Below are 12,232 nucleotides of genomic sequence, written 5' to 3'. Positions count from 1 at the left end.
GGGAGCACCGACCGGTCGCGCACTCACCTCACCGGAGCGAGGAACGCGGCCAGCGCGTCCGCGTACATGCGGACGTCGTCGGCGCCCATCAGTTCCCGCGCCGAGTGCATCGCCAGCTGCGGTGCACCCACGTCGACGGTGGACAGACCTGTGCGGGACGCGGTGATCGGCCCGATCGTGGAGCCGCACGGAAGATCGGCGCGGTGCACGTACCGCTGCAGCGGGACCCCGGCACGATCGCATGCGAGGGCGAACTCGGCGGCCCCGGCGGCATCGGACGCATACCGCAGGTTCTGGTTGACCTTGAGTACCGGACCGGCGTTGACGCGGATGCGGTGTGCAGGCTCGTGCCGGTCCGGATAGTTCGGGTGGGTGGCGTGGGCCATGTCGCCGGACGCGCACACCGACCCGGACATGGCGCGCAGGAACTCCTCCCGGCCGCCTCCGCGGAGCAGCACGATCCGCTCGAGCACCGAGTTCAGCAGATCCGAGAACGCACCCCGGTCGGACATGCTGCCGACCTCCTCGTGATCGAACAGCGCGAGCACCGGAATGCTGTCGCCGGGTTCGTCGACCGCGGCGAGCAGTGCCTGCATCCCCGCGTAGCAGGTGCCCTGGTTGTCGAGGCGCGGCGCACTCACCAGCGAGGCGTCCTCCCCCACCACCGCGGACGGTGCGAGATCGTGCGTCATCAGCTCCCAGCCGAGGACCGCACCGGCGTCGACGCCCGCCTCGCCGGCAACGAAGTCGAGGAACGAACGGGGCTCGTCCCCGATCCCCCACACCGCGTTGACGTGCCGCTGCGGATCCGGCTGCACACCCTTGCGGTCCTCGGACAGGTGGATCGCCAGCTGCGGCACCCGCAGGATCGGACGGTCGATGCGCACCAGCACTTCCCGGACCGCGTCACCTACACGGACACCGAGTCGCCCGGAGATACCGAGGTCCCGGTCGAGCCACGAGTTGAGCCACGCCCCGCCGTACGGTTCGAGACCGACCATCCGCCACCCGGCGGAGATCAGATCGGGGTGCTGCTTGACCCGCAGGTTCGGGCTGTCGGTGTGCCCGCCGACGATCCGGAACGGGGTCACCCCCGAGGTTCCGGAACCCCCGAAGCCTTCGGTGCTCCACGCGATCAGCGAGCCGCCCCGGATCAGGTAGTAGCGGCCCGGGTCCGCCGGCCAGCCGTCGGTCTCCCGCAGTTCGGTGAAACCGTCGTCCGTGAGACGCGCCGCGACCGTCGCGCACACGTGGAACGGCGACGGTGACGCGTCGACGAACGAACACAATCCCTGGGCATCGGCGCTGGTCTTCGCTGGCATACCGACCATCATGCAGGACCGGGTGCGAACGCCCTGTCCGGCAGGCTGACGCGCAGCACCGACATCCGCAGTGGGACCGGACATCTCGGATACGGTGATGTATCGAGAGGGCGCCGCGCAGGCTGGAGCCCACCGGACCCGTGGAGAAGCCATGTACGAAACACCGTCCGCATCGGCCACCATCGCATCGCAGACACTCGCCACCCCGTTGACTCCGGCCGCGATGTTCCTCGTGTTGACGGTCGACGACGGCGGCGAGTCCGGTGTCCGACGAATTCTCGCCGGCCTCGCCGGGATGCATCGCGAGGTCGCCGGACAGTTGCCCGACGCGGAACTCGAATTGATCGTCGGCATCGGATCGGCCGTGTGGGACCGGCTGTTCACCGGCCCACGGCCCGCCGGACTGCACCCGTTCCCGGTGCTGCGCGGCGCCCGCCACCAGGCGCCGTCGACCCCCGGCGACCTGCTCCTGCATCTCAAGGCGATGAGCGCGGACGCCTGCTTCGAACTGGCCCGCCGGATCACCCGGAGCCTCGACGGCGCGGCCACCGTCGTCGACGAGGTGCACGGCTTCTCCTACTTCGAGAACCGCGATCTGATCGGTTTCGTCGACGGCACCGAGAACCCCACCGGCGACGACGCGGTCGCGGCCGTCACCATCGGCGCCGAGTATCCGGAGTTCGCGGGCGGCTCCTACGTCCACGTGCAGCGCTACGTCCACGACATGGAGGCGTGGGAGGCGCTGCCCGTCGCCGAGCAGGAGAACGTGATCGGCCGCAGCAAGACCGACGACGTCGAGATGTCCGACGACGTCAAACCCGCCGACTCGCACGTCGCACTCACCGCGATCAAGGACGAGACCGGCACCGCGCTCGAGATCCTGCGCGCCAACATGCCGTACGGGCGGGTCGGGGACGGCGAGATGGGCACCTACTTCATCGGCTACTGCAAGACGCCGGAGATCACCGAACGGATGCTCGAGAACATGTTCCTCGGCAGCCCGCGCGGCAACCACGACCGGCTCCTGGACTTCTCCACCGCGGTCACCGGGTCGGCGTTCTTCGTTCCCGCCGCCTCATTCTTCGACGCACTGCCGGCGGCGCCGGCGGTCTGACCCGAATCAGCTGAAGGGACCCTTCGGTCGCTGTGAGCGACTGAAGGGTCCCTTCAGCTGTGGACCCAGGGGTGGGCGCGACAAACACGCGCCGACGGCTCAGGCCGTCAGGACGCCCTCGAGGGCCGAGTAGAACATGCCGAGTCCGTCGTCGCTGGGGCCGGTGAGGGCCTCGGTGGCGTGCTCGGGGTGCGGCATGAGGCCGACGACGCGGCCGTTGGCGGATGCGATGCCGGCGATGCCGCGCTGCGAGCCGTTGGGGTTGTCGCCGGCGTAGCGGAACACGACGCGGCCTTCGCCCTCGAGTTCGTCGAGCACCTGCTCGGACGCCTGGTAGCGGCCTTCGCCGGACTTGAGCGGCACGAGGATCTCGGCGCCGGACTCGTAACGCGACGTCCAGGCCGTCGAGTTGGACTCGACCTTCAGCCACTGGTCGCGGCACACGAAGTGCAGACCGGCGTTTCGGGTCAGTGCACCGGGCAGCAGTCCGGCCTCGCACAGCACCTGGAAGCCGTTGCAGATACCGAGGACCGGCATACCGGCCTCGGCAGCCTTGACGACCTCGCCCATGGCGGGGGCGAAACGGGCGATGGCACCGCAGCGCAGGTAGTCGCCGTAGGAGAAGCCACCGGGAACGATGACCGCGTCGACGCCCTTGAGGTCGGCGTCGCCGTGCCACAGGCTGACGGCTTCGCCGCCGGCCAGCTTCACGGCGCGGGCGGCGTCGACGTCGTCGAGCGTGCCCGGGAACGTGATGACTCCGATACGTGCGCTCACTGGACTCGCGTGACCTTCCAGTCTTCGATCACCGTGTTCGCCAGCAGCGACTCGGCGATGGTGGCGAGCTCGTCGTCGCTGACACTGTCGTCGACTTCGAGTTCGAACCGCTTACCCTGACGGACTTCCGAGACACCGGCATGACCGAGCCGGGACAGGGCCCCGGCAATGGCCTGCCCCTGCGGGTCGAGAATTTCGGCCTTGGGCATGACATCGACAACGACACGGGCCACGTGCTGCTCCTCGCTATGGCTGGTTTGTGCCCGGGATCGCACCGGGCATGCAGCAGTTTACCGGTGAGGTGAACAGTCCTCGGCATCGAGTGATCCTGCGAGGCGCCCACGGGCGCGAGTGTGATCCCGCATACTCGTGTCATGCGACTGACGCACTTCGGCCATTCCTGTGTCCTGGTGGAGCTCGACGGTGCAAAGATCCTGTTCGATCCGGGTAATTTCTCGCACGGATTCGAGGGAATCACGGGCCTCGACGCCATTCTGATCACGCATCAGCATCCCGATCATGCCGACCCGGAACGCCTGCCGGCGCTGGTCGACGCGAATCCCGGTGCGGGCCTGTACGCGGACCCGGAGACGTCGGCGCTGCTCGGCGAGACGTGGACGGCGGTGTATCCGGGGGACGTCTTCAACGTCGGCGAGGTGCAGGTGACCGGGACCGGCGGCACGCATGCCGTCATCCATCCGGAGATCCCGCTGATCGACAACACCGCCTACCTGCTCGGTGACGCCGAGAACCCGGCGAAGCTGATGCATCCGGGTGATTCGCTGTTCGTGCCCGAGCAGCGGGTCGATGTGCTGGCGGTGCCGGCGGCGGCGCCGTGGCTGAAGATCTCCGAGGCCGTCGACTACCTGCGTGCCGTCCATCCGCGGGTCGCGGTGCCGATCCACCAGGGTGTGGTCGCGAAGGAGGCGCGCGGTATCTACTACAGCCGACTCACCGAGATGGGTCCCGGAGGCACCGAGTTCCGGGTACTGCCGGAGGAGTCGAGCCTCGAGGTGTCCTGATCCTGCCCTCGCTCACGCCACTTCGCTGACCCCGTCGTGCAGCGGCCAGCGGTAGACGGCCGGGGTGGCATCGTGGTGCAGGGCCAGGTCGACGGCGTCGAGCAGAGCCTGCCGGGGTCCGGGTCTACCGAGTTGTTTCGCGGTGATCGCCAGTCGGACGAGCCGGCCGCGGCGGGCCGCCCGGGACGCTGTGAGGACCATGGTGCGGCACCGCCACGGTTCGGAGCGGAAACCGTCGCCGAGACCGACGACGTGACTGCGGACGGCGGTCCCGTGGGCGAGGTCACGGATCGCGGTCATGCCGGCGAGCAGCCGGAATCCGGTGCCGGGCAGGACTGCGACGGCACCCGGGGAGGCGACCCAGCGGGGGGCCGCGAACAGCCGGGTCCGCAGCCCGGTCTCCTCCAGGACCCGGTCCGCGGCGATGAGCCGCAGCCGGGCCTCGTGCTCGGGAAGGACAGCGAATTCGGCGCGCCGCCGCTTCGTGGCGGCCTGGTCGTAGCCGTGCAGGACGATCGCGTCACCGAGGTCGCGGCGTCCACGCAACCATTCCTGGGTGCCGTGATCGGTGACGAGTCGGTACTTGTCCTTGAGCCGCGGCGCGACCAGCAGCGACAGCCGCACCGCCCGCCGATCCATCTCCGCGGCGAACGCGGCGACCACGTCGCACGTCTCGTCCCTGATTCCCGACACCGACACGATCAGTTGCCCGGTCATGGACTCCAGGGTGACACCCGAAAGTGAACGGGCGCTGACGCGCCCGTGCGCCTTTTTGGTAGTTCTGGCTACCAAAAAGGCGCACGGGCGGCGCAACCGCCTACAGCAACGCGTCGATCGCGGCGATCACTTCGGGGGCGTCGGGTTCGGTGCGGGGGCGGAAACGGTTCGTGACGGTGCCGTCGCGGGCGATGAGGAACTTCTCGAAGTTCCACTGGATGTCGCCGGCCTCGCCGTCGGCGTCGGTGGTCTTGGTGAGTTCGGCGTACAGGGGGTGCCGGTTCTCTCCGTTGACGTCGACCTTCTCGGTGAGAGGGAAGGTGACACCGTAAGTGGTGGAGCAGAACGTCTGGATTTCTTCGGGGGTGCCCGGTTCCTGTCCCATGAACTGGTTGCACGGGACCCCGATGACGGTGAGGCCGCGTTCCGCGTATCCGGACGCCAGCTTCTCGAGCGCCGTGTACTGCGGGGTCAGGCCGCACTTGGAGGCGACGTTGACCAGGAGGACCACCCGGCCCCCGTATTCGCCGAGGCTGGTGGGCACGCCACCGAGGGTGTCGATCGTGATGTTCTGCAGTGGGGTTGTCATGCGCCCCAACCTAGTCCGCCGCGACGTCGGTGCCCACCGGAACTTTCCGCGCAGCGGACACCCGCGGCAGTATCGCGCAGACTGCCAGGATCACGAGCATTCCCGCCCACTGCACCGGCTGCAGCCGCTCCCCCAGCACGACCCGTGCCGCCAGCACCCCGACGACCGGTTCGAGCAGTCCCAGCAGGCTCAGCGAGACCGACCCCAGGCGGCGCACCGCGTAGAAGGCGCAGCCGACGCCGATCGGAATCATGAACGCGCCCTGCGCGATCACCGACACCCATCCGGCCGCGGTGAAGGACGCCGGTTGGGCGGTGACCGCCGCGACGAGTCCCGCCGCGACGAGTCCCGCCGTGGCTGCGGCCCCGACGGTGACGAGGCCGCTGGACAGGACCGCGCCCACATGACGGACCCAGCGCTCCCCGAGAACCAGATAGAGGGCATACCCGACCGCGCTCGTCACCGCGAGTCCGACTCCGGCCGGGGTGACGGCGGCACCACCTGATCCGCCGACCAATCCGATGCCGCCGATCATCACCAGGCACAGGACGATCACGGCAGGATTCTGTCGTTGCCGTGTGGTGAGCCAGACGAAGAACAGCACGAACACCGGGTAGACGTGCACGACGACCACCGACACCTGCGCACCGGTCGACTGGACGGCGGCGAAGTAGCAGATCACCTGGAGGCCGAACAGCGGTCCGCACACCAGCATCAGCCCCAGTGCGGCACGGACCGGCACCCGCCGGATCCTGCCGGTGGCACCGGCGAACGCCAGAATCAGTATCGCGCCGCACAGGCTCCGCAACGCCACCAGCACGGTCGGGGTCAGTCCGGTGTCGTACGAGAGTGCGGCCACCGTCGGTGTCAGCCCGTAGACCACCACCGAGGCGAGGCCGCACGCCCAGGCGACAGCGACGTGCGGTGCGTCGACCGGAAGAGTCTGTGCGGGTGGGCTTTCAGCGCGGGTCGCCATCGATGTCAGAAACCCGTCGGTGTCAGGAGCCGAGGACGACGACGTCCTCGACACCCCAGTGCACGCGCACCGCGGCACCGGGGACGACCCCGTCCGCTGTGTGGGGCACGGGGGTGCGGGCGAGGACGAGCCGGCCGTCGGGGGTGCGCACCTGGACCTGGCGGTTGGTACCGAAGTAGACGGTGTCCTCGACGATGCCGTCGAGTCCGTCACGTCCGCCGGGTACGTGTTCCCCTGCACCGACCACGCCGATGCGTTCGGGCCGCAGCATCACCGAATGCGCTCCGGCGGTACGGGTTACGGGTTCCGATACGCGGAATCGGTGCGCGGTGCCGTTCTCGGTGAAGCCTGCGGTGTCGATGGTTCCGCGGAAGATGTTGGAGGCACCGACGAATTCGGCGGCGTACTGGCAGTTGGGACGCTCGTAGAGTTCTTCGGGGGTACCGACCTGCACGATGGAACCGCCCCGCAGCAACGCGATGCGGTCGGACATGGCGAGCGCCTCGTCCTGGTCGTGGGTGACGAACACGAACGTGATGCCCAGTTCCTGGTGCAGGCGGCGGATTTCGAGTTGCAGTTGCTCGCGCAGGAGCTTGTCCAGGGCACCGAGCGGTTCGTCCATCAGCAGCACCGGCGGCCGGAACACGATGGCGCGGGCGAGGGCGACGCGCTGTTGCTGTCCGCCGGAGAGTTCCGACGGCATGCGGGCACCGAGGTGGCCCAGTTCGACGAGGTCGAGTGCTTCGGCGACACCGCGTTTGATCTCGCTCGTGGACCAGCCGTGCCGGGCGAGTGGAAAGGCGACGTTGTCGGCGATGCTCATGTGTGGGAACAGCGAGTAGTTCTGGAAGACGACGCCGAAACCGCGCTTGTGCGGCGGTACCCGGTTGAGGGTGCGTCCGGCCACCTCGATGGTGCCCGCCGTCGGTTTGATGAATCCCGAGATGATGCCCAGCAGGGTGGACTTGCCGGAACCGCTGGCCCCGAGGAGGGTCAGGAACTCTCCGCCGCGGATCTCGAGGTCGAGGTTGTCGAGCACGGTGGTGGCACCGTAGGTCTTGCTGATACCGGTGACGGTGATCGGCGCACCGGTCACGGTCGTCGCGGGCGAGGCGGTCGGGGTCGAGATGCTCACGGGAGTTCTCCGATCACTGTGACGGAATCGCGGTACTTGAATGCGCGAACGGCCTTGCGGGTCAGTTTCATCGCTCCGAAGAGCACGAACGATCCGATGATGACGAACAGGGTCAGGCCGGAGATCGCGGCCACGCTGGGGTCCACCGACACCTTCACGCCGGACCAGATACGCACCGGCAGGGTGGTCATCTGCGGGCCGGAGAGGAAGATCGCGCTGACGACCTCGTCCCACGAGGTGATGAAGGCGAACAGGGCACCGGCGAAGACACTGGCGGCGATGTTCGGGAAGGTGATGCGGAAGAAGGTGGAGACGGGTCCGGAGCCGAGCGACTGGGCGGCGCGTTCGAGACCGCGGTCGAATCCCACCAGACCGGAGGCGACGTTGATCGTCACGTACGGCACGGCGAGGGCGGTGTGGACGAGGACGAACCCGAGGGTGGTCTCGGTGAGCCCGAGTTTCAGGAACACAATGTACACCGCGAGACCGATGATCACGTACGGCACGATGATCGGCGCGAGGAGCAACGCGGTGATCGGACCGCGCAGCGGGTACCGACCCCGGACCAGTCCCAGCGCCGCGAGCACACCGAGTGTCACCGCGCAGATCGTGGACAGGACGGCAACCCGGAGGCTGACGAGCGCCGAGGCGAGCCAGGTCGGGTCGTCGAGCAACTGTCGGTACCAGCGGGTGGAGAACGCCTTCGGCGGGAACGTCAGGAAAGCACTGTCCGCGAAGGACATCGGGATGACGACGAGGACGGGGAGGATCAGGTAGGCAACGGTGAGGGTGGCGAGCAGCACCAGGCCGGCGCGGGTGAGAAGTCGAGTCATGATTGCCCCATCAGGTATTTCTTCATGTCCACGAACCGGCCGGCGACGGCGAGCAGGATCAGCGTGCTCGCGAGCAGGACCACCCCGAGCGCGGCGGCGAAGCCGAACCGTAGGACGGTGCTGACCTGCTGGACGATGAGTTCGCCGATCATGGTGTTCTGCGGTCCGCCGAGCAGTGCGGGGGTGATGTAGTAGCCGAGCGCCTGGATGAACACCAGCACGATGCCGGCGAACAGGCCGGGCAGGGTCAGCGGGACGAACACCCGCACGAACGCGAGAGCCGGTCGGGCGCCGAGACTTTCGGCCGCGAGCAGCAGCCGGCGATCGATGCCGCGCATCGTGGCGTACAGCGGGAGCACCGCGAACGGCAGCGTGATCTGCACCATGCCGAACAGGACGCCCCACAGGTGCCGTAGCAGCGGCAGCGGCTCGTCGATCAGCCCGATCGACTCGAGCCCGATGTTGAAGGCACCGGTGTCCCGCAGCACGAGCACCAGCGCGAAGCTCCGCACCAGCAGGCTCGTCCAGAACGGGACGAGGACCGCGACGAGCATGATCGCCCGCCAGAACGGGGTCGCCAGCGTCATGAGGTAGGCGTAGGGGAAGGCCAGGAGCACCGTCACCACCGTGGTCGCGCCGGCGACGAGGAAGGTGTTGCCGAGGACCTTGAGATAGAGGGGGTTCTCCCAGATGGCCCGGTAGTTCCCGAGCCCGATCGTCGGGTCGGTGACGCTCTTGGAGAACATGAGGACCAGGGGGATCACGAACACCACGGCGAGGAAGACGAGCAGCGGCACGAGCAGCAGTGCCCAGCCGTTGAATTCGAATCTCGGTCGCCGGGCACGGCGACGGCGTCCGGGCGTCTTCTCGGGTGCCACCGCGGTGTCCGGCGCGGGAGCAGTGTCGATCGTCCGGGTCACGACAGCACCCACGCATTCAGGCGTTCGGTGACCTCGTTGTAGTGCTCCGCCCAGTAGCGGTAGTCGATGGTGCCGGCGGACTTCGCGACGTTCTCGGGGGCGGTCGACAGCAGTTCCGCGACGTCGGCGGGAACCTTGTCGAGCGCGGCCGGGGCGACGGGTGCGAACAGGCTGCGTTCGGCATCCCGGGCCTGCCCGTCGATGTCGCCGAGGAAGTGCGCCATCCAGTCCATCGCGAGGTCGGTGTTGGGGTATCCGGCGGGGACTGCCACCTGGTCGTACGAGACGAGGTTCTGGCCCCACTCGTTGGCGATCGGCTGGCCCTCCATCGCGGCCTGGTCGATCCGGCCGCTCCACGCCTGGACGAGCGGCGCCTCCCCGCTGGCGACGAGTTGCGCCTGTTCGTCGCCTGTGTCGTAGAAGACGATGTCCTTCTTGATGGTGTCGAGTTTGCGGAACGCCCGGTCGATGTCGAGGGGATAGAGCTGGTCGGGCGCGACGCCGTCGGCCAGGAGCGCGGCCTCGAACATGCCGCCGGTGGCGTAGTTCCAGAAGCCGCGTTTGCCGGGGAAGCGTCCGGTGTCGAAGAATTCCGCCCACGTGGTCGGATGCGCGTCGGCGAATTTTTTGGTGTTGTAGGCGATCGTGAAGGAGTACAGCAGGTTCGGTATCGAGCACTCCCCCAGGAACGTCGGGTCGACACCGGCGGCTGCGGCCGCGGCGACGACCTCGTCGGTGAGCGGGGTGAGGATGCCGGCGGCACAGGCCGTCTCGGCGTAGTTCGGTTCCACTTCGACGACGCCCCACGTGACGTGGCCGCTCTGCACCTGGGCGCCGATCTTCGCGTAGTCGGTCGGTGAGTCCTCGAGGACGGTGACGCCGGCGTCCTTGGCCCACGGGTTGACGTAGCTCTGGAGGTGCACGCGTTGGGCGGCTCCGCCCCACATCGTGACGGTGAGCGTCTTCGACGGGTCGGTGGTGCTGCCGCAGGCCGACGCGGCCATCAGGGCGACGAGCCCGATGCCGAGGCCGGCTCGCCTTTTCACTGAAGTCACGTTTCGGCTCCCATACTGACTGACGGATCAGTTATTAGCCGATAGTGTGACGTAGGCCATTCGGGGTGTCAATATGTGATGCGTGTCCCGTTATTGAACGTTCGACCAGGTCAGCGTGGCGGACCGGCCGGAACCCCACAGACGCCGATGCGGGGTGCGGCTCGGCGAATACCGAGCCACACCCCGCATCGGGAAGGCGGACGTGTCAGGCGCTGGCCAGTTTCCGCTCCTCACGGACGGGCGCCGGGCGCGCATCGTCCGCGGCGTCCGTGCTGTCACTGCCGTCGGCGTCGAGCATCGTCGTCTCGTCGAACGGCATCTTCCCGTCGAGGACGTCGCGGACGCGGTCGGTGTCGACGGTCTTGGTCCAGGTGCCGACGAGGAGGGTGGCGACGGCGTTGCCGGAGAAGTTGGTGATGGCGCGGGCTTCGGACATGAACCGGTCGATACCGACGATGAGGCCGACGCCGTCGAGGAGTTCGGGGCGGTGGCTCTGCAGGCCGCCGGCGAGGGTGGCGAGTCCGGCACCGGTGACACCGGCCGCACCCTTCGACGCGACGATCATGAACAGCAGCAGCGACAGCTGTTCGGTCAGCGACAGCGGCTGGTGCATGGCGTCGGCGATGAAGATGGACGCCATGGTGAGGTAGATGGCGGTGCCGTCGAGGTTGAACGAGTAGCCGGTGGGGACGACGATGCCGACGGTGGTGCGGTCGACGCCGACGTGTTCCATCTTCGCGATGAGCCGCGGCAGCGCGGATTCGGACGACGACGTCGCGAAGATCAGCAGGTATTCGCGGGCGAGGTAGCGGACGAGCTTGAAGATCGAGACCCCGGCGAAGGCGCGCAGCAGGCTGCCGAGGACACCGAACACGAAGATCAGGCAGGTCAGGTAGAAGCCGAGCATGAGGGCGGCGAGTTGGACGACGGCGGCGAGGCCGGTCTGTCCGACGACGTTCGCCATCGCGCCGAACGCGCCGATCGGGGCGAGCCACAGGATCATGGTGAGGATCTTGAAGACGAGCTTCTGTGCGTGGCCGACGCCGCGGAGGATCGGTTCGCCCTGCTTGCCGAGGGCCTGCAGGCCGAAGCCGACGAGCAGCGCGACGAACAGGGTCTGCAGGACGCTGCCTTCGGTGAGCGCGGACATCAGCGATGTCGGGATGATCGACGCGATGAAGTCCATGGTGCCACCGGCGGCGTGGGCCTTTTCGGCGTAGGCGGCGCCGGAGCCGGCGGCGCCGGCGATGTCGAGGCTGCTGCCGGGGCTGATGAGGTTACCGACGACGAGGCCGATACCGAGGGCGACGGTCGACATGCCGATGAAGTAACCGAGGGCGAGGCCGCCGACCTTGCCGACGCTGGCGGCGGCGCGGACCGAGCCGATACCGAGGACGATGGTGCAGAAGATGACCGGGCTGATCATCATCTTGATCAGGTCGACGAACATCGTGCCGAGCACACCGAACGACTTGCCGGTGTCGGGGGCGAGCCAGCCGACGAGGATGCCGCCGACGACGGCGACGATGACACCGATGTAGAGCCAGTGTGTGCGGTCCCGCTTCGTACCGGTGGCGGCGGGTTGCGGTGTCGGTTGCGCGGCGCTCAGCTTCCCTGGTGCACTCGTGCTCATCGGTGTTCCCTTGCTCGGATGGATACTCGAGGGGCCGACGTCTCCGATCATCGAGTGATCGAGGTCACGAGAGCCCGTCAGTGATCGTCGTACCGTTCGGGGCGGCGGTGAAGATTGTGTTCATTGATTTCACGAGAGG

The 12,232-nt window shown here is 68.0% G+C and carries 13 protein-coding genes; 2 read left to right on the top strand and 11 right to left on the bottom strand.

The features are described 5' to 3' along the window. Positions 1-23 precede the first annotated feature (23 nt). Positions 24-1,322: a M18 family aminopeptidase gene (locus tag E0497_RS03030; RefSeq protein WP_170312851.1), complete on the bottom strand. Its 1,299-nt coding sequence runs from the start codon at positions 1,320-1,322 to the stop codon at positions 24-26. Between the two features lie 151 nt (positions 1,323-1,473). Between E0497_RS03030 and E0497_RS03025 the strand changes: the two genes are divergently transcribed. Beyond that, positions 1,474-2,436: a Dyp-type peroxidase gene (locus tag E0497_RS03025; RefSeq protein ID WP_137723304.1), complete on the top strand. Its 963-nt coding sequence runs from the start codon at positions 1,474-1,476 to the stop codon at positions 2,434-2,436. A 99-nt stretch (positions 2,437-2,535) separates the two neighbouring features. Here the strand turns inward: E0497_RS03025 and purQ are convergent, their stop codons facing one another. Continuing rightward, on the bottom strand, positions 2,536-3,213 hold the full coding sequence (purQ, locus tag E0497_RS03020) for a phosphoribosylformylglycinamidine synthase subunit PurQ (protein ID WP_137723303.1): 678 nt from the start codon (positions 3,211-3,213) through the stop codon (positions 2,536-2,538). Continuing rightward, a complete protein-coding gene (gene purS / locus E0497_RS03015) occupies positions 3,210-3,446 on the bottom strand; it encodes a phosphoribosylformylglycinamidine synthase subunit PurS (protein WP_137723302.1) in 237 nt (78 codons plus the stop codon). Before purS ends, purQ begins: the two co-directional genes overlap by 4 nt. Positions 3,447-3,587: 141 nt before the next feature. On the opposite strand from purS, the gene E0497_RS03010 reads away from it, so the two are divergent. Next, positions 3,588-4,235, top strand: coding sequence for an MBL fold metallo-hydrolase (locus tag E0497_RS03010; protein ID WP_137723301.1), 648 nt, complete (start codon positions 3,588-3,590; stop codon positions 4,233-4,235). A 12-nt stretch (positions 4,236-4,247) separates the two neighbouring features. Here the strand turns inward: E0497_RS03010 and E0497_RS03005 are convergent, their stop codons facing one another. The 8 genes from E0497_RS03005 to E0497_RS02970 form a co-directional block, all read right to left on the bottom strand. Further along, entirely contained in the window at positions 4,248-4,952 is a 705-nt protein-coding gene (locus E0497_RS03005; protein WP_137723300.1) for a DUF2334 domain-containing protein, read from the bottom strand. A 100-nt stretch (positions 4,953-5,052) separates the two neighbouring features. Then, a complete protein-coding gene (locus E0497_RS03000; protein WP_137723299.1) occupies positions 5,053-5,541 on the bottom strand; it encodes a glutathione peroxidase in 489 nt (162 codons plus the stop codon). 10 nt (positions 5,542-5,551) lie between these two features. Continuing rightward, the gene (locus tag E0497_RS02995; RefSeq protein WP_137723298.1) at positions 5,552-6,517 is read right to left on the bottom strand and encodes a DMT family transporter; all 966 of its coding nucleotides are present in this window, start codon (positions 6,515-6,517) and stop codon (positions 5,552-5,554) included. 22 nt (positions 6,518-6,539) lie between these two features. Continuing rightward, positions 6,540-7,652, bottom strand: a complete 1,113-nt coding sequence (locus E0497_RS02990) for an ABC transporter ATP-binding protein (RefSeq protein ID WP_137723297.1) — start codon at positions 7,650-7,652, stop codon at positions 6,540-6,542. After that, positions 7,649-8,485 carry an ABC transporter permease gene (locus E0497_RS02985; protein ID WP_137723296.1) on the bottom strand — a complete coding sequence of 279 codons (837 nt, stop codon included), beginning with the start codon at positions 8,483-8,485 and terminating at the stop codon, positions 7,649-7,651. The genes E0497_RS02990 and E0497_RS02985 overlap by 4 nt, the downstream gene beginning before the upstream one ends. After that, the gene (locus tag E0497_RS02980; protein WP_206663618.1) at positions 8,482-9,405 is read right to left on the bottom strand and encodes an ABC transporter permease; all 924 of its coding nucleotides are present in this window, start codon (positions 9,403-9,405) and stop codon (positions 8,482-8,484) included. Before E0497_RS02980 ends, E0497_RS02985 begins: the two co-directional genes overlap by 4 nt. After that, on the bottom strand, positions 9,402-10,460 hold the full coding sequence (locus tag E0497_RS02975; RefSeq protein ID WP_206663617.1) for an ABC transporter substrate-binding protein: 1,059 nt from the start codon (positions 10,458-10,460) through the stop codon (positions 9,402-9,404). The genes E0497_RS02980 and E0497_RS02975 overlap by 4 nt, the downstream gene beginning before the upstream one ends. A 205-nt stretch (positions 10,461-10,665) precedes the next feature. After that, complete coding sequence (locus E0497_RS02970; protein WP_137723295.1) at positions 10,666-12,093, bottom strand: cation:dicarboxylate symporter family transporter; 1,428 nt, start codon at positions 12,091-12,093, stop codon at positions 10,666-10,668. Between the last annotated feature and the right edge of the window lie 139 nt (positions 12,094-12,232).

This window comes from Prescottella subtropica (assembly GCF_005434945.1).
Taxonomy (GTDB): Bacteria; Actinomycetota; Actinomycetes; order Mycobacteriales; family Mycobacteriaceae; genus Prescottella; species Prescottella subtropica.
Note: the sequence above shows the minus strand (reverse complement) of the source record. Positions and strands in the feature narration are given on the sequence as shown.